The sequence below is a fragment of the Rubrivivax rivuli genome, assembly GCF_004016505.1.
Taxonomy (GTDB): domain Bacteria; phylum Pseudomonadota; class Gammaproteobacteria; order Burkholderiales; family Burkholderiaceae_C; genus Rubrivivax; species Rubrivivax rivuli.
On the sequence record NZ_SACR01000002.1, the window covers coordinates 749,392 to 767,918 of the forward strand.

At 67.7% G+C, this 18,527-nt stretch carries 16 protein-coding genes; 11 read left to right on the forward strand and 5 right to left on the reverse strand.

Translation table 11 applies throughout. The features are described 5' to 3' along the window. Window positions 1-14: 14 nt before the first annotated feature. The 10 genes from EOE66_RS07915 (at window position 15) to EOE66_RS07960 (ending at window position 9,581) form a co-directional block, all read left to right on the forward strand. A complete protein-coding gene (locus EOE66_RS07915; protein ID WP_128228108.1) occupies window positions 15-506 on the forward strand; it encodes a (2Fe-2S)-binding protein in 492 nt (163 codons plus the stop codon). Next, on the forward strand, window positions 503-2,917 hold the full coding sequence (locus EOE66_RS07920) for an aerobic carbon-monoxide dehydrogenase large subunit (RefSeq protein WP_128228109.1): 2,415 nt from the start codon (window positions 503-505) through the stop codon (window positions 2,915-2,917). Before EOE66_RS07915 ends, EOE66_RS07920 begins: the two co-directional genes overlap by 4 nt. Continuing rightward, window positions 2,918-3,553 carry an SRPBCC family protein gene (locus EOE66_RS07925; RefSeq protein ID WP_128228110.1) on the forward strand — a complete coding sequence of 212 codons (636 nt, stop codon included), beginning with the start codon at window positions 2,918-2,920 and terminating at the stop codon, window positions 3,551-3,553. Next, on the forward strand, window positions 3,550-4,467 hold the full coding sequence (locus tag EOE66_RS07930; protein ID WP_128228111.1) for an AAA family ATPase: 918 nt from the start codon (window positions 3,550-3,552) through the stop codon (window positions 4,465-4,467). Before EOE66_RS07925 ends, EOE66_RS07930 begins: the two co-directional genes overlap by 4 nt. 4 nt (window positions 4,468-4,471) lie before the next feature. Continuing rightward, window positions 4,472-5,650 (forward strand): VWA domain-containing protein, encoded by a 1,179-nt coding sequence (locus EOE66_RS07935; protein ID WP_128228112.1) that lies wholly within the window; start codon window positions 4,472-4,474, stop codon window positions 5,648-5,650. 19 nt (window positions 5,651-5,669) lie between these two features. Further along, a complete protein-coding gene (locus tag EOE66_RS07940) occupies window positions 5,670-6,602 on the forward strand; it encodes an XdhC family protein (RefSeq protein ID WP_128228113.1) in 933 nt (310 codons plus the stop codon). Between the two features lie 10 nt (window positions 6,603-6,612). Then, window positions 6,613-7,290: a nucleotidyltransferase family protein gene (locus EOE66_RS07945; RefSeq protein ID WP_128228114.1), complete on the forward strand. Its 678-nt coding sequence runs from the start codon at window positions 6,613-6,615 to the stop codon at window positions 7,288-7,290. 18 nt (window positions 7,291-7,308) lie between these two features. Beyond that, window positions 7,309-8,007, forward strand: a complete 699-nt coding sequence (locus tag EOE66_RS07950; protein ID WP_128228115.1) for a putative 2OG-Fe(II) oxygenase — start codon at window positions 7,309-7,311, stop codon at window positions 8,005-8,007. Beyond that, entirely contained in the window at window positions 8,004-9,146 is a 1,143-nt protein-coding gene (locus EOE66_RS07955; protein ID WP_128228116.1) for a hypothetical protein, read from the forward strand. The genes EOE66_RS07950 and EOE66_RS07955 overlap by 4 nt, the downstream gene beginning before the upstream one ends. Before the next feature lie 252 nt (window positions 9,147-9,398). Beyond that, entirely contained in the window at window positions 9,399-9,581 is a 183-nt protein-coding gene (locus tag EOE66_RS07960) for a hypothetical protein (protein WP_128228117.1), read from the forward strand. 328 nt (window positions 9,582-9,909) lie between these two features. Here the strand turns inward: EOE66_RS07960 and EOE66_RS07965 are convergent, their stop codons facing one another. The 5 genes from EOE66_RS07965 to EOE66_RS07985 all read right to left on the reverse strand — a co-directional run bounded on the left by EOE66_RS07965 (window position 9,910) and on the right by EOE66_RS07985 (window position 17,634). After that, entirely contained in the window at window positions 9,910-10,779 is an 870-nt protein-coding gene (locus tag EOE66_RS07965; RefSeq protein ID WP_164885027.1) for a DUF429 domain-containing protein, read from the reverse strand. Window positions 10,780-10,836: 57 nt separating this feature from the next. After that, window positions 10,837-12,576, reverse strand: a complete 1,740-nt coding sequence (locus EOE66_RS22510) for a TM0106 family RecB-like putative nuclease (RefSeq protein WP_128228119.1) — start codon at window positions 12,574-12,576, stop codon at window positions 10,837-10,839. Continuing rightward, window positions 12,576-14,156 carry a hypothetical protein gene (locus EOE66_RS07975; protein WP_128228120.1) on the reverse strand — a complete coding sequence of 527 codons (1,581 nt, stop codon included), beginning with the start codon at window positions 14,154-14,156 and terminating at the stop codon, window positions 12,576-12,578. Before EOE66_RS07975 ends, EOE66_RS22510 begins: the two co-directional genes overlap by 1 nt. Before the next feature lie 157 nt (window positions 14,157-14,313). Continuing rightward, complete coding sequence (locus EOE66_RS07980; RefSeq protein ID WP_128228121.1) at window positions 14,314-15,255, reverse strand: HNH endonuclease; 942 nt, start codon at window positions 15,253-15,255, stop codon at window positions 14,314-14,316. 114 nt (window positions 15,256-15,369) lie between these two features. Next, window positions 15,370-17,634, reverse strand: a complete 2,265-nt coding sequence (locus EOE66_RS07985) for a helicase-related protein (protein ID WP_245478967.1) — start codon at window positions 17,632-17,634, stop codon at window positions 15,370-15,372. Here EOE66_RS07985 and EOE66_RS07990 point away from each other — a divergent pair. Continuing rightward, window positions 17,516-18,439 (forward strand): vWA domain-containing protein, encoded by a 924-nt coding sequence (locus tag EOE66_RS07990; RefSeq protein ID WP_128228123.1) that lies wholly within the window; start codon window positions 17,516-17,518, stop codon window positions 18,437-18,439. The genes EOE66_RS07985 and EOE66_RS07990 overlap by 119 nt on opposite strands. Window positions 18,440-18,527: the final 88 nt, after the last annotated feature.

Sequence of the window (18,527 nt, forward strand, 5' to 3'; positions counted from 1 at the left end):
CAAGGAGCACACCCATGGCGAAGAAACTGATCAGCGTGAAGGTCAACGGCCGCACGCAGGAGAAGGCGGTCGAGCCGCGCACGCTGTTGATCCACTTCCTGCGTGAAGAACTCAGCCTGACCGGCGCGCACATCGGCTGCGAAACCAGCCATTGCGGCGCCTGCACCGTCGACATCGACGGGCAGAGCGTCAAGAGCTGCACCCACCTGGCGGTGCAGTGCGACGGCTCTGAGGTCTTGACCGTGGAAGGCCTGGCGAACGCCGGCGTGCTGCACGCCGTGCAGGAAGGCTTCTACAAGGAACACGGCCTGCAATGCGGCTTCTGCACGCCGGGCATGCTGATGCGCGCCTACCGCTTCCTGCAGGAGAACCCGAACCCGAGCGAAGCCGAGATCCGCGCCGGCATGGCCGGCAACCTGTGCCGCTGCACGGGTTACCAGAACATCGTCAAGGCCGTGCAGTACGCCGCGGCCAAGCTGCAACAGAACGAGAAGGTGGCCGCATGAATGCTCCTGTTGATCCGACCGTGCTCGAACGCAAGGACGCGCTGCAAGGCCTGGGCGACAGCCGCCTGCGCAAGGAAGACGCGCGCTTCATCCAGGGCAAGGGCAATTACGTCGACGACATCAAGATGCCCGGCATGCTGCACATGGACATCGTGCGCAGCCCCTACGCCCATGCCCGCATCAAGAGCATCGACAAGAGCGCTGCGCTGGCCGTCCCCGGCGTGATCGCGGTCTTGACCGCCGACGACCTGAAGCCGCTGAAGCTGCACTGGATGCCGACATTGGCCGGCGACGTTGCGGCCGTGCTGGCCGACGAGAAGGTGCACTTCCAGATGCAGGAGGTCTGCGTCGTCATCGCCGAAGACCGCTACGCCGCGGCCGACGGCGTGGAGGCCGTGCAGGTCGAATACGAAGAACTGCCGGTGGTCATGGACCCGTACGAGGCGCTGCAGCCCGGCGCCCCGGTGCTGCGTGAAGACCTGGCCGGCAAGACCAGCGGCGCCCACGGCCCGCGTGAACACCACAACCACATCTTCACCTGGGAGGCCGGTGACAAGGCTGCGGCCGACGCTGCCTTCGCTGCCGCGCCGGTGGTGGTGAAGGAACACATCTTCTACCCGCGTGTGCACCCCTGCCCGCTGGAGACCTGCGGCTGCGTGGCCAGCTTCGACCCGGTGCGCGGCGAGCTCACCACCTACATCACCAGCCAGGCGCCGCACGTCGTGCGCACGGTGGTCAGCCTGCTGTCGGGCATCCCCGAGAGCAAGGTGCGCATCGTCAGCCCCGACATCGGCGGCGGCTTCGGCAACAAGGTCGGCATCTACCCGGGTTATGTCTGCGCCATCGTCTCGTCCATCGTGCTGGGCAAGCCGGTGAAGTGGGTGGAAGACCGCATCGAGAACATCAGCTCCACGGCCTTTGCACGGGACTACCACATGGACGGCGAGATCGCCGCCACACCCGACGGCAAGATCACCGGGCTGCGCGTCAATGTCGTGGCCGACCACGGCGCTTTCGACGCCTGCGCCGACCCGACCAAGTTCCCTGCCGGCCTCTTCCACATCTGCAGCGGCAGCTACGACATCCCGGCCGCGCACGCCAGCGTCAAGGGCGTGTACACCAACAAGGCGCCAGGCGGCGTGGCCTACCGCTGCAGCTTCCGCGTCACCGAAGCGGTGTACCTGATCGAGCGCATGGTCGATGTGCTGGCCCAGAAGCTGGGCATGGACAAGGCCGAGATCCGCGCCAAGAACTTCATCCGCAAGGAACAGTTCCCCTACACCAGCGCCTTCGGTTTCGAATACGACAGTGGCGACTACCACGCCGCGCTGGACAAGGTGCTGGCTGCCGTGGACTACAAGGCGCTGCGCGCCGAGCAGGCCGCCAAGCGCGCCGATCCGAACTGCCCCACGCTGATGGGCATCGGCCTGGTCACCTTCACCGAGGTGGTGGGGGCCGGCCCCAGCAAGATGTGCGACATCCTGGGCGTGGGCATGTTCGACTCGTGCGAGATCCGCGTGCACCCGACGGGATCGGCCATCGCGCGCATGGGCACCATCACGCAGGGCCAGGGCCACCAGACCACCTATGCGCAGATCATCGCCACCGAGCTGGGCCTGCCCAGCGAGGTGATCCAGGTCGAGGAAGGTGACACCAGCACCGCGCCCTACGGCCTGGGCACCTACGGTTCACGCTCGACGCCGGTGGCCGGCGCGGCCATCGCGCTGGCAGCGCGCAAGATCCATGCGAAGGCCCGGAAGATCGCGGCGCACCTGCTGGAAGTGGGTGAGAACGACCTCGACTGGGAGATCGACCGTTTCAACGTCAAGGGCGACCCGGCGCGCCACAAGACGATGAAGGACATCTGCTGGGCCGCCTACAACAACGTGCCGCCCGGCCTGGAGATGGGTCTGGAAGCCGTGCACTACTACGACCCGCCCAACTTCACCTACCCCTTCGGCATCTACCTGGCCGTGGTGGACATCGACCGCGCCACCGGTGAAACCAAGGTGCGCCGCTTCTATGCGCTGGACGACTGCGGCACGCGCATCAACCCGATGATCATCGAAGGCCAGATCCACGGCGGCCTCACCGAAGGCTTCGCCGTCGCGATGGGCCAGCAGATGCCGTTCGACGCGCAAGGCAACCTGCTGGGCAACACGCTGATGGACTACTTCCTGCCCACCTTCGTGGAAACGCCGCACTGGGAGACCGACCACACCGTCACGCCCAGCCCGCACCACCCGCTGGGCGCCAAGGGCGTGGCCGAGTCGCCGCACGTCGGCAGCATCCCCACCTTCACCAGCGCGGTGGTCGATGCTTTTGCACACCTGGGCGTGACGAACATGACCATGCCGCACAGCGCCTACCGCGTCTGGCAGCAACTGGTGAAGAGCGGAGTGGCCCTGTAAATGGAGGTCAAGCTCGACAAGCGTTACGAGCTCGCGGTCAGCGCCGAGCAGGCCTGGGCCGTGCTGTGCGACATCCACGCGGTGGCGCGCTGCATGCCCGGTGCGCAGATCACCGAACAGCTCGATGCCACGCACTACAAGGGCACGGTGAAAAGCAAGATCGGGCCGGCGGTGATGCAGTTCGGGGGCGACATCGAGGTGCTGGGCCTGGATGCGGCTGCGAAGTCGATGCAGATGCTGGGCAAGGGCGCCGACAAGAGCGGCTCTTCGGCCTCGATGGAGCTGAAGGCGCATCTGGCGGCCGGGGCCACGGCCGGCACTTCGGTGCTGGTGGGCGAGGCCACCATCGTCGTCAGCGGCAAGCTGGCGCAGTTCGGCAGCCGGCTGCTGGTGCCGGTGTCCGACGCCATGCTGGCGCAGTTCGCCGACAACTTCCGCGCAGCCGCTGCGGCGGTGCCGGCGCCCGAGCCTGCGCCTGCGGCCACGGCCGCCGGCACCGCCCCCGCAGCGCCGGCCGAGCCGCGTGCCGCGGTGGTGGTGACCCCGGCGCCGGTGAAGGAACTCAACGCGCTGGCCCTGATGTGGACGGTCTTCCGGGGCTGGCTCGCCGGCCTGTTCGGCGGCAAGCGCGCATGAGCGGAGAAGCCGGCCTGCGCGAGCGCCTGCACCAGGCCGGCTACATCGCCGACGAGGCGCTGGCCACCACGCTCTGGCTGGCCAGCGAGCTGCAGCGCCCGCTGCTGATCGAAGGCGATGCCGGCGTCGGCAAGACCGCGCTGGCGCTGGCCCAGGCCCGGGCCCTGGGCCGGCGGCTGGTGCGCCTGCAATGCCACGAAGGCCTGGACCTGGCGCAGGCGGCCTACGAATGGAACTACGGCCGGCAACTGCTGGCCATCCGCTTGCACGAAACCAGCGCGCAGGCCGTGCGCGAAGCCGACCTGTTCGCGCGTGATTACCTGCTGGAACGCCCGCTGCTGACCGCCTTGAGCAGTGAGCAGCCCTGCGTGCTGCTGATCGACGAGATCGACCGCGCCGACGAAGCCTTCGAAGCTTTCCTGCTGGAGGTGCTGGCCGACTGGCAGATCACCGTGCCCGAACTCGGCACCCTCACGGCGCGCCACGTGCCGGCCGTGCTGCTGACGAGCAACGGCACCCGCGAACTCAGCGACGCGCTGCGCCGCCGCTGCCTCTACCACTGGCTGGACTACCCGACGCTGGCGCGTGAGATCGCCATCGTGCGCGCCACGCTGCCCGACGCCGAAAGTGCGCTGGTGGAACAGTCCGTGGCCTTCGTGCAGCGCCTGCGCAAGGAAGACCTCGGCAAGACCCCCGGCGTGGCCGAAACGCTCGACTGGGTGCGCGCCCTGAACCGCCTGGGCCACGCGGCCGTGCCCGAAGACCCGCATGCGCTGACCCACACGCTGGCCTGCCTGCTGAAGACGCGCGAAGACCGTTTCCAGTTCGGCCCCGATCGTGTGCGGCAGCTGATGGAAGGCCGTCACCGGCAGGCCACCGAAGGCGTCGCGGTGAAGCCGGCGGGTGGCGCCTGAAACCATGCAGGCCGCCACCCACGCCGAACCTCTGCAGGCCATCGCCGGCTTCGCAGCGCTGCTGCGTGAACACGGGCTGAAGGTGGGCGTGGCCGAGCAGCAGGCCTTCGTGCGCGCCGCGCTGGCGCTGCCGGCGCAGCGCAGCGCGCAGATCGATGCCGCCTGGCGCGCCATCGCCTGCCACGATGCACGTTCTTGGCGGCAGTGGCCCGAGCTTTTCGACCGCTACTGGCGGCCCCACCGCAGCACGGGGCGTGTGCGTGTCAGCGGCCAGACGCGGCCGGCGCGCGACATCCGCCAGGTGGTGCAGCAGCTGCAGCAGTCGCTGGCTGACAACGGCAGCACGCCGCCGCCAGGCCGGCAGTCGCTGGACACGGCCTTGCAGTCCGCGCCCGAAGCCGAAGGCGGCAGCGACAGCGACGCCGCGCCGCGCGCTCAAGGCGGCGCCAGCCGCACCGAAGCCTTGCACGACCGCGGCCTGTCGCAGTGGCTGCCGCAGGATCTGGCCTTGCTCGATCAACTCGCCGAACGCATCGCCCGCCGCCTGCGGGTGCGCCTGACACGCCGCTGGCAGGACGACCCGCGCGGCGCGCGGCTGGATGTGCGCCGCACCCTGCGCGCCAGCCTGAAGACCGGCGGCGTGCCCATCACGCCGGCCTGGCGCCGGCAGCGGCGCGAGAAGCCACGCGTCTTCATCCTGGTGGATGTCAGCCGCTCGATGGAGACCCACGCGCAGCTCTTCCTGCGCATCGCGCGCGCCTTCGTGCAGGCCATCGGCGCGCGTGTCTTCGTCTTCCACACGCGGCTGGCCGAAGTGACGCCGCTGCTGCTGCGCGATTCGGCGACGGTGCAGGAAAAGATCAACGCGGTGACCGCCGGCTTCGGTGGCGGCACACGCATCGCCACCAGCCTGGCCGACTTCCACGGCGTGCATGCACGCGCACAGCTCAACCGCAGCGCCCAGGTGTGGGTGCTGTCCGATGGGTTTGATGCCGATGAGCCGCAGCAGCTGGCCGACGAGCTGGCGGCGGTGCGCAGCCGCGGCGCGCGCATCACCTGGTTCCACCCGGCCGACCAGCGCCCGCAGTCGCAGGCGGTGCAGACCGCGCTCCCGCTGGTGCAGCGTTTTGTCCGCCTGAACAGCCTGCGCGATCTGGCGCTGGCTGCCGATGCCTTGAATTGAAGAAGAAAGGACGTTCACGATGAACAGCCTCGACATCCTGTCCGCCGCGCAGCGCCTGCAGCAGCAGGGCCAGCCTTATGCGCTGGTGAGCGTGCTGCGCGTGCTGGCCCCCGCATCGGCCAAGCCCGGCGACAAGGCCATCGTCACCGCCGAAGGCATCCAGCAAGGCTGGATCGGTGGCGGCTGCGCACAGCCCGCGGTGATGCGCACGGTGCGCCTGGCCTTGCAGGACGGCAAGGCGCGCGTGATCCGCATCGCACCCGCCGAAGACGGCAGCGTGCGGGAACTGGACGATGTGCTGGAGTTCGGCATGAGCTGCCATTCCGGGGGCACCCTGGAGCTCTTCGTCGACCCGATGCTGCCGGCCGCACGCCTGACGGTGATCGGCGACACACCGCTGGCCGCCGCGCTGACGGCGCTGGCCCCGCGTGTCGGCCTGCCGGTGACGGTGCTGGCCCAGGGGGCCGATGCGGCGCGCTTCCCCGACGCCACGCGCGTCGTCCCCAGCGACGAGCCCGGCGCCGACATCGGCCCCGGCAGCTTCGTCGTCGTGGCCACCCAGGGCCGGCGCGATGTGCAGGGGCTGCGCGCCGCGCTGTCGCTGCACGCACGCCAGGTCTTCTTCGTCGCCAGCGCGCGCAAGGCCGGTGTGCTGAAGGCGGCGCTGCTGGAATCCGGTGCCGACGCCGCGGCGGTGGACGCCATCGTCGCGCCGGCCGGCCAGGCCATCGGCGCGCAGACGCCAGAAGAGATCGCGCTGTCGGTGCTGGCCGCGGTGGTGGCGGCGCGGCGGGGTGCGCCGGCCGGGGCGCCTGTCGAGGCGCCTGTCGAGGCGTCTGTCGCTGCACCGGCAGCGGCTGCGGCGCCCGCCCTTCGTCCCAAGCCCCTGCCCCTGCCCCTGCCCGAGCTGCCGGTGATCGGTGGCTCGTGCTGCGGCGGCGGCAAGTCCTGAGAGCGGCCTGATGGGATGCATCCTCAAAGGCGGCGGCGGTCTCTACAGCCGCGTGGTGGTGGGCGCCGTGCTGCTGGCCGCGGGCAGCGGCTCGCGCATGGGCCACAAGCCCAAGAGCCTGCTCGAACTGGGCGGTGTGCCGCTGATCCGCAGGCAGCTGATCGCGCTGTCGGGCGCCGGTGTCGACGAGGTCGTCGTCGTGCTCGGCCACCACGCCGAGCTGATCGAGCCGGTGGTGCAGACCTTCCCGGTCACGCTGGTGCGCAACCTGAACCCGGACGACGGCCAGGTCTCGTCGCAGCGCCTCGGGCTGGCCGCCCTGGGCGGCAAGCTGGATGCGGTGATCGTCGCGCTGGCCGACCAGCCGCTGATCAACGCGCAGGACATCACCGCACTGATCGGCGCATTCAAGAAGCGGCCCGAAGGCACGTCGGTCGTCTTTCCGCAGGTCAACGGCGAACGCGGCAACCCGGTGATGTTCAGCAACGGGGTGCGTGAACAGATCCTGGCCGGCGCGGCGAACGTCGGCTGCCGGCAATGGCAGGCCGCGAACGCGCAGGACGTGGCGCCCTTCGTCACCGACAACCGGCGCTACCGCGTCGATGTCGACACGCCCGAAGACCTGGAGGCCTTCACGCGCGACACCGGCCATGTGCTGCGCTGGCCGGCGGCCCTGGCTGTGGCTTGAAGCCGGCATGAAGGCGCCATGAACCCCGGCCTGCAGCTGCTGTGGCCCACGCCGCTGGGCGTGCACCGCCACGCGCAGGCCGAGGCGCTGAACCCGCTGCTGGTGCGCATCTTCGGCGCGCTGCGGGCCACCCAGCTGCACGCCCGCGGCCAGGCCCCGGGCGCGGCCTTCTTCGCGAGTGACGACGATCTGCTCACGCGGGTGCAGTTGCCCGAGTGGCAGGCCTTCGTGCGCTTCATCGTCGCCAGCCTGCGCGACACCGTGAGCGCGGCCAATGCGCAGGCCTGGCCGGTGGGCGGCCTCGACCTGCAGGTGGCCCTCGAGGGCCTGTGGTTCCAGACCAGCCGTGGCGGTGCCTTCCACGACGTGCACACCCACGGCAACTGTTCGTGGTCGGGTGTCTACTGCGTGCAGGTGGACGACGAGGCGCAGCGCACGGCCCATCCGGTCTACGGCGCGATGAACGGCGTCACGCGCTTTTATGGCCCGCCTTTCGCCACGCTGGGCGGCGCGCACGTCGACCTGGGCAATGCCTATCTGCAGCCGCCGCATGTGGACGTGGCCCCGGTGCCGGGGCAGCTGCTGATCTTTCCGTCGTGGCTGGCGCACCAGGCGCTGCCCTATGACGGCGAGCGTGAACGTGTGATCGTGTCCTTCAACGCCAGCGTGCACGCGGCGCGCGGCGGCGACAGGCTGCACGGCTACAGCGCCGCATGAGGGGCCCGGCAGCCGCTGCGCTGCGCCTGGCACTGGCCCGCAGCATCGCCTGGGCCGTGCACACCAGCGGCTGGCTGGTGTTGGGGGCGCTGGGCGCGCAGCTGTGGCCGCTGCAGTTCGGTGGCTTGTTGCCGACGGCGCTGTGGCTGGGCCTGCTGGCCTTCGTGCTGCAGGCCCAGGCAGGCCGCACGCTGACGGCCCGCACGGTGCGTGCCGCCTGGCTGCTGGCCGCCGCGGTCTTGCTGCTGGCCTCCGCGAGCGCGCAGCCGCTGTGGTTGATCTGCAGCTGGGCGGCTGCGTCGGCCGCGTCGAGCTGGACCGTGCGCCTGTCGCGCGGAGCTGCACGCACACCATGGCGGCAGGCGCTGGTGCCGGCGGCTGCGGGCGTGGCAGCCGGGGGGGCCTGCGGGCTTCCTGCATTGCTGGCGGGCCTGCCCGCCTGGTGGCCACTGCCCGCGCTGGGGCTGATGGTGGGCGGCGCCGCGCTGACGCTGTACCGCGCACCCGCGCGCCAGGGTTGCCGCTGGGGCGCGCTGGACGAGTGGCGCGCGCTGCAGGGCCTGGACGCCGCCGGCTGGCGCGCCGCGTGGGCCCAGGCCGATCTGCCGCAGCGCCTGTCGGCCGCGGCCATGTTGCCGATGATGGCCGGGCTGCCGACCATGCTGGCGCTGTGCACGCCGGCCGGCGCCAGACCGCTGACGGTGGTGGTGCTGCACCTGTCGGCGATGGCGCTGCCGGCGTGCTGTGCGGGTGCGTGGCGTCGCATCGAGCGGCCCTGGGACGCAGCCCTGCCCTGCGCCGCGCTGCTGATCGGCGGGGGCCTGGCGCTCACCGTGCTGCCCCTGCTGCAGGGTCTGATGGCGGCCACGCTGCTGCATACCGCAGCCTGGAGCCTGGCCTGGGTGCGCGGCCTGCAGGGCGGTGTTCAGGCCAGCCTGCGCAGCACGGCGGCCGTGCAGGCCGTCACACCCCGTGCCGCGGCCCTCACGGCCGCCGCTGGGGTTTTGCTGCTGGGCCTGGCCCTCGCTGGGCTGGGCCCGATGGCGCTGTGGCTGATCCATGCAGCACTGGCCACGCTGGCTCTGTGCTGGTGGTTGACCCGGGTGTGGCAGCGCAGAGCGACGGCCGCCGGCCTATGACGGGTGGTGCCGTGATCCGTTGGAATAAGGTCTGTCGGCTCGGCCCCACGAACCGCCATTGTTTTTGATGCGGGAAATGCCTGTCGGTTGGTCAGCCTTGGCGCCGGTCAGTTTGCATTTTCGGAACAACGTCGGTCGGGACCTGTAACACGACGCGCCGAGCGTGCAGTCTACGAGACGCGAGGCCGGACGCCGCTACGTCAACGGCGCTTGCACGACTCACCGAGCCGCGGGCCGGCACATGGCTTCGCGTTGTTCCTGATCGAATACCCATGCCGCGGCGCGGCGATATTGCGGCGGTGCAAGCCCATCCAGAAATCCTCGCCTGAGCGTGGACAGAAGCATCCGTCGCCGTTGTACTGGGCTGATGCCCACTTCAAGAAGAGAAGCATTGAAGGCGGACAGACCGCCAAGGACCAAAGCTTCAAGGCGTGAGGGCTGCGGCGTTGCGAGGTGACACCCCGACTGCGCCACTGGGCCGGCCGAACCGCTGGACCATGTACCGGCAGCCACGGCCACGGAACTCAAGAGAGCATCGCATCGACGAGGATCCACACAGTGGACGCTAGTGCCTCCACGAATGGTCCTGGCGACGCGACGCCAGCAGTCCAGTAGGCGCATGCGCATGAGAACTCGGTCGCGGTGGTTCATACAAGCTCTCCCAGTCGGCAACCCGAGGGTGGCAGAGCACTGGCTCATAGTGTGAGCTTAAGGCGACCTCGTCAAGCACGCCACAGGACGTCCGGCCTTCCTCGGGGCTGGGTCACGTGACGGGGCACCAGATGGCAGCGGTCTCATCGCCGAGGGGATAGCACCTGCCTGCCAGGTACTCGCAGCCCACCCAGCAGCACACCAGCGCATCGATCGCATCTTCGAAGGGTTTGAGCGCGGCCAAGCTGTGCACCTCGGACGCATCGGGTAGCGGGATCGCGATGCCGTCGATGTGGGCTGCCAAGCCGGCAAGGATGGCCGCAAACTCGTGCAGGAGCCGTTCGATGCGTTCATCGATCGACGCGCCCTTCCAATACTTCAACGCCTTGCCGACCTTGTAAGGAACCCTTCGGTCACGACCAAGGAGCGACAGGAGTGCGGGGTGTGGATAAACCTCGACTAGCCGGCGAGGCGTGCCGATCGGGGTGGTTGCCGTCGAAATGGGGTAGCCAGCCTCGGAGAGCTTCCGGGAGAGATTGGCGCCGAGCGGACCAGGCCGAATCGGTCCAGGCGAGTGGGCCGAGCACCATTTCGCGCCGAAGGATCGCGAGACCTCACGATCCGCCGTACGACGGCGCACGATCGGGACGGTCGCCACGGGCATGTCCAGGGTGATGAGCGTCGGGTGTTCGCCCGTGTGTTGTTCTGCTGCCCGCAGCAGCTTGGCCAGATCGGGAGACGAGCCAACGCTACTGCGACCCCAGTGGGCTTCGCCGCCTTCAGCTTGTTCGATGAACGACTCGTAGCTGGGGGCCGTGACGACGTATCGCCAGCGACGATCCCGCTGCTGGACGAGCGCTACGCCACTCGGCTCCGTAGTGGTCCAGGCGGCGTCGATACCAAGGACAGTGGTCATGGGGTTGAGGCTGTTGGCGCAGTTCGCTCGGCACTTCCGAGTGACCAACCGCTCGATGGGGTTCAAGAAGACGGGGGCGGTCGCAGCGGCCGTCGGAGACCACCGCCGGGTTAGCACAGCTGCTTACGCCTGCTTGACGCCCGACCGGACGAAGGCGATGTCCACCAGCGCGCGGTGCTCTAGCTCCAGTCGCTCAGCGCTCACACCAAGCCGCTCCGCATAACGGCGTTTCATGCCGGCGAACACATCTTGTACGACTGCACCAAGGGATTGCTGCGGCAGCAGACGGCTGAACCGGTACAGGTCGTCGGCAAGCATGGCCTCCCTACTGGTCACCTCGAACGCAGCGCCCGCATCGTCGGTGGCCACCCGCATGGCGCACATGGCCCAGAAGCAGGTGGCCCAGCACTCGAGGACATCCTCTGGAAGCCCCTGGTTGTCGTCCGCCTCCAGGTGCAGGCTCTTGATGAGCGGAGGTCTTGCCGCGGCGTGATCGCGGAAGAACTCGAAAAGCAGTCGTCCAATGCGGCCACGCCAGCTTGCATCGCCTCTGGACGGCAGCACCTGCCGGCGGCGAACTTCGGCGTTCAAGTCCTTTGGCCGCAGGTCGGCCTTCTTGCTCCCCGCGCCCAGTACCACCACAAGGAGCGCGCGAAGTCGTAGCAAGTCGACGACCCCCAGCGGTTGAGTCTGGGCCCGTTCTCGCAAGGTCTTGAGGAACGCTTCAACGCCGTCGACGATGCTGCGCTGCGTGTCTTGAACGTAGCGCTGGCGCTGCTGCAGGAGTCGCTTCGACTCATCGGTGGCGTCCGCTTTTGAAGCGCTCGTTGAGGACGCCTGCACATCGCCCGCCTCCACGGCGGCTGCGCCGTCGGAGGTCTCGTCACCCATGCCCAAGTCGGGTGCCTTTGCGTCGTCCTCGGGCGCCTCTGCAAGGTCCAGGGCTGCCCGCTTACCAATGAGCGCGTTGAGGAAGCTCCGCACCGACTCGTGATGCGTCGAGGCCAAGTGGCTGACCAAGGTCTCCGGCTGGATCCGGGCCACCCTGGCATCGGCCGGGAGTGCGGCCAGCGCAGCCATGGTCGAGACGCCCGCTTCCTGCAGGCGGGACGTCTGGATCCGGGTGATCCCCGCCACCTGAGACAAGTGGTCATCGGCCAGGCGCCGCCTCTCGCAGCGCTTGCTCCAGTGGCACAGGTCGCAGTGCTCACAGGGCACGGGATAGGGGGCCTGGCGGGTCGCACCAAGCAGCCCCTCGATCGCAGCGAGGAACCGAGTCCGCAGCGACTCGAGGTAGTGCGCGTAGTCCGCGACGCGAAAGTTGCGCTCGGTGCCATCGCCGAGAACGACATGCATCTGACGCGGCGCGACGCCCTGAGCCTTGGCCACCAGGTCGCTATAGAACGCGAGCTGCAGCAGGAACTTGGCCTTGGGTGACCGCGCCAGCTTGGTGTCGGCGACCTCGTAAGACCAGGCGCCCAGCGACGACGCCACGCCATCCACGCGCCGAAGAAAGTCCGCGTGCCCCACCCAGCAGCCGTCACGAAGCGTGGCCTGGTAGATCACCTCGACCCCTGCGCGCATGGCCGCCAGCGTCGCCTGCACCCTGTCCGAGATGCTTCCGCCGCCCGCAGCGATATCCACCACCTGGCGTCCTTGCGTGTGCTGGTCCGCGAGGTGGCGCTTCTCGTGCGCGTCGCCCTTGTCGGCGATGAGCTGCTGCGACTCGTCGGCCTGACTGCGTTCGGCGCGAAGGGCCTCGTCGTCCAGCGCCCGAAGATCGAGCGCGCTCAGATGCTCGCACTCGAGAAAGGCGACCAGGTCGGTCGCCGAGTAGAGGCGCTCGCCCTCGACCCGCTGCATCAGGCGGCCTCTCCGCCAGCGCGCAGGCGGCGGGCGTGGTCCTGCAGGGTCAGCAACCGGCGCTCGATCTCCTCGCCCATGATCCGGGCGCGGTTGTGGATCTTTTCGCCGCCATTGATCACGGTGCGCGCCGTGGTCTGGATCTCCTCGAAGCCGGCAATCTGCTTGCGGATGGCCTCGATGGCCGCGTCCATCTCCGCCAGGCTGGCGGCCTCTTCTTCGTCGTCCCGGCCGGCACGCACGGCCAGCGCTTTGGCCGCCTGGTAGGCGGCCTTGAGCCGGATGTCGGTTGCCGCGTCGTCGTCGTCCCAGATGACGACGATGTCGTTGCCCCAGCGCCGCAGCTCGGGCAGACCGACGGGCGCGGTGCGCGCTGCGTGGACGAACAGGCACACCGAGGCACCCCGATTGCGCCGCGCCTCGTCGGCCTCCTCGAGCGTGGCCTTGAGCGTCATGCCGTCGCGGGCCTTGGCCTCCACGACGATGGCCGCACCCGGCGCTGCGGAGTCCGGCCCCAGCGTGACGACGAAGTCGCCAACCTTGCTGCGCGGGACCGTGCCGGTCGTGGCGCCGACCGCGTCGAGCACGTCGTCGCCGTCGATGCAGGAGGCTTGCAGTTGCTCGCCCACCCGCGCCTCGAACTCGTTGCCGTGCTGCGTGCCACGTCGAGACTCGTCGCGCCGGACCACCAGCTTCTCCAGGATCCCTGTCACGCGCAGCTCGAACTCGCGCGAGCGCTCGGTCTGCGCACGCTCGAGGCTCTCGATCCGCTGCACGATCCGCGTCAGGCCGGACTCCGGGTTGTCGAGCGAGAACTGGGCACTGATTTGGCTCTGCGCGCTCTCCACCCGGCCGACAAGGCGGGACAATGCAGAGTTCTCGTCGTCGAGCGAGAACTCGCCCACGACCGACGCCACCTTCTCGCCCAGGTTGCGCTCCAGGTCGCCGTGGCGGTCCTTCAGCTCGCGCACCAGCCGGCTCAAGGCGCTCTCCGGGCGGTCGAGCGTGAACTCGGCGGTGATGGCATCGCCCTGGCGCTGCAGGGCATGCGTCAGCTGGGCGTGCAGAGCGGCCATGAACTCGTTGCCCTGCTCGGGGCTGAGCAGGCGGCGCAGCTCGCTGTCCTCGCCGAGGTGCTGCTGGAACAGCGTGTCCAGCGACCGGCGCGCAGCATCGACCTGCCCGCCGATCAGCCCGGCCAGCTCGCCGTCCTTGTGCAGCAGGCGCTGCACGCGCTCGGTGAACGCGCCGCTGGACGGGTCGAAGTAGGCGCGCAGCGTGCCGCCCAGGGCCTCGTCGAGCACCTGGCGGTGGGAAGACAGGCGCTCCTCGAGCGTCACGAGCAGGCGCTCGCCCTCGCTCCGAACCATGGCGCCATCCACAGTGCCGCGCGCCGCCTTGAGCGAGAGGATGCCGATGCGAAGCGCCGTCAGGGCCAATTCCTGGCGCTCGCGGCTTTCGCCGGCTTCGGTCAGTGCCTGGACCACCTCGGGATCGGTGATCGAGAGATGCAGGTAAAGCGGCTCAGCAGCAACGTCCGGAGCCGCAGCCGAAGAGGTCACAGTGTTCAGCGAGTCCATGTTCGAGTTCCTCCGCTAGTTGCAACCAGCTCAACTTAGGGGATCGCTCGCTCAGAACTCGAGCTACTGGACAAACGAACAGCATCGCATCAAGCGGCGCCACCAACCGGATGCCTTGAACGGCCAGCAGCGATCAGCAAAGCCCGGCCTCGCGGGGCTATGCCCCCCGTAGCTCCAGCAACCTCCGTGCGAGCGCGTCGCGATCCGGATTGTCAGAAACCCGATCTGGCATCGCGATGTCCTGCCCCTGGTACTTCCAATACTCGCTGTTGCGAAGCTTCTCTGACAAGCGGACGCGGTAACGGTCGTCGATCGCCAACAACTTGAGATCGAACAGCGTGTGCAGGTCGGACCGCAGCAACAATCCGTTCGATACGGCATAGTCGGTCTGCTCGGAATGCGGCCTGATGTGCGCGGCCTCGAGCAGCTCTTCGACGGCGCAACGACTGATCGCACACCGCCGCTTGTACGCCAGCATCAGGGCCTCACGAAAGCGCGCCTGTCCACGACGGGTCTTGATCGCCCTCTGCTGCCTCTCGTCTTCGTCGCCTTCTAAGTCGTCATCCGCTTCAGAACGCGCTGAAGTCTCCGATTCAGCCGGATGCGACGCAGTAGTGTCCAGTTCGAGCGCGCGCCGCAGCTGCGCGGCCGACTCTTCCGACAGGCGGAGCGGTGTCCGGAACTGGTTGGGATCTGGACTGCCATTGCGCAGGCCGTCCACGTTCGCAGGGTCCCCGCTGCTCGTATAGAGCTCAAGAACCCGTGCCACGGATGCATCCAGGAAGTGATTCGGGCGGAATCTATCAAGACGGTCCCTCTTGCCGATGAGGTAGATGTCGCCATCTCGAATGTCACGACGCCCCAGCTTCAGCTCAGCCTCTGCCCGTCGTACTGGCTTTCCATCGACGATCAGGCGACCACCAAGGCGCACCTTGCCATCCAGCAGACCAACAACAAACACCTCGTCGCCGTCAGACATCGTGTTCAAGGGTCTCCTGTCGTCTCCAGTGAGGTAGTCGATCCAGTCATCGCCCGTCGACAGACTGCTGCGACGACCGTCAAAGGTCTGCTTGTTGAAGAAAAAGGTGTAGGAGGCCATCAATCCCTTTGCTCAACTGTCGGCGTTTCAATTCAGTTCCAACGACGCAGTCCCATCTCAGCTTGCGTCAGTCAGCGCGATCCGGCTTTGCAGCACGCGATCAATCTACCAAGCCTATCTCGGCCATAGCAATGCAATCTCACGGCATTCCGGCCGCTCAAAGGGTAGCGCCAGATCGTGCAAGGCACGATCGGCCAACTGACTCGCTGAAGCGAGCCACGGGCCACGGCGACTATCTTCAGGTGCGGGCGCTAACGTCTCGCTCCTCGTGTCGATTTCATTGACCGCTTTGAGAACCTGCCAATCTCGCAGCACGCGCATTGATCCATCCCACCCGGCAATGCCAGCGAGGACTCTTCGCGCTTGGCGCGTACTGTCTGAGACGCGGTCCATCACCGCGAACACGAGCAGAGGCTCCTCCAGACCGGAAGCAATGCAGAACGACCCCTGCAACTTGGTGGCCTGATCCAGCGCCTTGCCGATCACCGGATGGCCGACGCCCATCAGGTCGCCCTCGTGCGCGCCTTTGGTTCGATCGAACTGGATGTTCTCGTAGCTTCTCTTGATCGCCGGCGATGTGAGCCACTCGTCGGGAGTCCGAAAGCTCAATGACAACCCTTCGACTTTGGGACGACGTCGATTGTGGAAGAGTGCGTTCTCAAAGAAAGGCAAGAGATCGCGTAAGTCGAGTGGCGGCACTTCCTTCAGATCCGACAGATCGAAGCTCGAAGCGTGGCCCACCAGCTCCTGTACGGTCTTGATCGCCGACTCTCCTCCGAAAGTGCCGGCCTTTTGGTCGAACCAGTCGGCGATCCTGTCCTTCCGAAGCCCAACAGCCCCAGCGAAGAGATCATCGAACGTGTTCGAGCCGCTCATGCCGAGAACAAGCTGCATCAGGTCTTCGGGTTCGTCCATGGCCGAACCCAATGCACGCATGATGCTGTTGAGCTTCTCCTCAAGCTTCCCCCAGATCAGAGCTTCGACCGTATCCGGATTGCGAAGAGACACCACGCGCACTGGGCGCTGTTGCCCGTAGCGGTTGAGGCGTCCGACCCGCTGATGCAGCCGCATAGGATTCCAAGGCAGGTCTACGTGAACCAGTGCACTGCACCGCTCCTGCAGATCGATGCCCTCACCACCGGCCTCCGTGGACACGAGGAACCGAATGCGTCCAGCATTAAACGCATCGCAAACGTCCTCACGGCGGGCCGAGAGCGTGCGCGAGGTGCCATCGGGCAACATGACCGCGTCCAGCCTGTTGTCGCCATTCATGAAGCCGACGGAGTCGGAGCCGAACACCCGCATCAACGCAGAAACGATCAACGCCTGCGTGCGCTTGTACTCCGTGAACAGCAGCACCGGCTCCTCGCTGAAGCGCAATTGGATGACCTCGAGCACACGAGAAATCCGCGTCTCCGACTTCACGGCTCGCCCCGCCGCGATGAGCTCGCCGAGGTGACGCCCTTCATCCTCCATAAGTTGGATACGGGCCTTGCGCTCCGACTTCAGCCACGCGTCGATCGCCTGGGCCAGTTCTTCGGACTCCTGTTCGCCTAGATCGGTGGCGAGCTCCTCGCGACTCTGTGCTGCCAGCGCCGCGAGCCGGCGCTGTCTTGTATCCAGCGCCGCAAGGACAGCTGCGATTGAGCTGGAGGCGAGCTTCTGGAGCGCGATGAGCACAAGGATGACCTGACCACCTTCCAGTCGACCCAACGAAGAGGCGTAGGCCTTCCCGGCCAGGATGAAGCTGGACAGGAGCTCGTAGAAGGTCTCTTCCTCGTCCGAATAGGTGAACACCTCCGGGAACTGCTGGACGGGCATGAACAGGCGCCGCCCCTTCATGTCGACCGCCTTCTGCTTTGCGTTGCGGATGAGGTACCGAGGAAGGGCTTGCAGCATCGCCCCCTCGTTCCGGCGCGGGCCAAACAGGTCCGAATCCAGAAGACTCATCAACGACCAGAACCCGAAGGCCTTGCCGCGATGCGGCGTGCCAGTGAAGAGCACGCAGGACTCGACCTTGCCCGCTGCATTGAGCTTCTCCAGAAGCTCCAGACCGAGTGTCTTCCCGCTGTTCTCCTCCGCGTTGAGGTGATGGGCCTCGTCGACGATCACCATGTCCCAGGCCGGTGCGTCAAGCAGCCGCTCGTGGCGTCCGTTGCTGTCGAATCTGAGTGTCGGCAGAGAAGCCACAACGACCTGGTGGACGCCCCAGAAGTCTGACCGAACGGTGTCCAGATCGGCGCGGTAGATCGCCGCTCGGATGGCCGACTTGTCCGGCCAAGGGCTGAAGCGGGTGATCCTGCTGTCAGACGGCCAAGCCAACGAGGGGGTGACCGACGCCAGCGAGATCGCCGCCCAGTGCGCCGCCTGGGCCGCCAAGGGCGTCACCACCAGCACCTACGGCCTGGGCAACAGCTTCAACGAGGAGCTGATGGTGGCGATGGCCCGCGCCGGTGGCGGCAACCACTACTACGGTGACACGGCCGATGACCTTATGGAGCCGTTCCAGCAGGAGTTGGAACTGCTGGGCAACCTGTGCCTCCGCGACCTGCGCCTGACAGCATCAGTGCCGGACGGTTTCGCCGTCGAGATGGTGAACCAGCTGCCAAAGACTGACGCCGGATGGCGCCTGCCCGATCTCGCCTGGGGCGCTGAGGCCTGGGCTGTGCTGCGAGTGACGGTTCCGACCGGTGCACTGCCGTCGGCAGGGCAGTTGTGCACGGTCCTTCGGGTGGCGGTGGTCGGGCAGAGCCTGGAGGGCGACGCCGTGTCGCTGGAGCGTGTCGGGCTGTCGTTGCCGGTGATGACGTCTGCCGCCTTCGATAACTTGGCGGATGACGAACTGGTTACGCGCCGTCTGGTGGAGCTGGCCGCTGCAGAGGCCTTGATGGGCATGCGCCAGGCGGCTGCGGCCAGCGACTGGGCCCGCGTCGACGCCTTGCTGGAGGCCGCCAGCCGGCAGTTCGCCGGCAACGAGTGGGTGGCGGCGGTCCTCGAAGCGATGCGGTCTATCGCCGCCGGGCGCGAACGCGAGCGGGCGATGAAGGAGATGATGTACTCGTCCAGCAAGCTGCGCAGCCGGCTGGCGGCGAAGGACGAGAGCGTGGCGTTCCGCCTCGCCGAAGCTTCTTCGGTGCCGGCTTACCTGCGACGCAAGCCCGCCCAGGGGAAGGGTGACGTCTAGTCAGAACTGCGCGGCGGCTGGTCGGCGGAGCGGCCGCCGCGCACGGAAGGCCCGGCGTCATGTACCGCGGCCGAGGTCATTTGTAACC

Coding starts and splice junctions, on each gene's coding strand:
- EOE66_RS07915 (WP_128228108.1), top strand. CDS start 15: ATGGCGAAGAAACTGATCAGCGTGAAGGTCAACGGCCGCACGCAGGAG.
- EOE66_RS07920 (WP_128228109.1), top strand. CDS start 503: ATGAATGCTCCTGTTGATCCGACCGTGCTCGAACGCAAGGACGCGCTG.
- EOE66_RS07925 (WP_128228110.1), top strand. CDS start 2,918: ATGGAGGTCAAGCTCGACAAGCGTTACGAGCTCGCGGTCAGCGCCGAG.
- EOE66_RS07930 (WP_128228111.1), top strand. CDS start 3,550: ATGAGCGGAGAAGCCGGCCTGCGCGAGCGCCTGCACCAGGCCGGCTAC.
- EOE66_RS07935 (WP_128228112.1), top strand. CDS start 4,472: ATGCAGGCCGCCACCCACGCCGAACCTCTGCAGGCCATCGCCGGCTTC.
- EOE66_RS07940 (WP_128228113.1), top strand. CDS start 5,670: ATGAACAGCCTCGACATCCTGTCCGCCGCGCAGCGCCTGCAGCAGCAG.
- EOE66_RS07945 (WP_128228114.1), top strand. CDS start 6,613: ATGGGATGCATCCTCAAAGGCGGCGGCGGTCTCTACAGCCGCGTGGTG.
- EOE66_RS07950 (WP_128228115.1), top strand. CDS start 7,309: ATGAACCCCGGCCTGCAGCTGCTGTGGCCCACGCCGCTGGGCGTGCAC.
- EOE66_RS07955 (WP_128228116.1), top strand. CDS start 8,004: ATGAGGGGCCCGGCAGCCGCTGCGCTGCGCCTGGCACTGGCCCGCAGC.
- EOE66_RS22510 (WP_128228119.1), bottom strand. CDS start 12,576: ATGCAGCGGGTCGAGGGCGAGCGCCTCTACTCGGCGACCGACCTGGTC.
- EOE66_RS07975 (WP_128228120.1), bottom strand. CDS start 14,156: ATGGACTCGCTGAACACTGTGACCTCTTCGGCTGCGGCTCCGGACGTT.
- EOE66_RS07980 (WP_128228121.1), bottom strand. CDS start 15,255: ATGGCCTCCTACACCTTTTTCTTCAACAAGCAGACCTTTGACGGTCGT.
- EOE66_RS07990 (WP_128228123.1), top strand. CDS start 17,516: ATGGCCGACTTGTCCGGCCAAGGGCTGAAGCGGGTGATCCTGCTGTCA.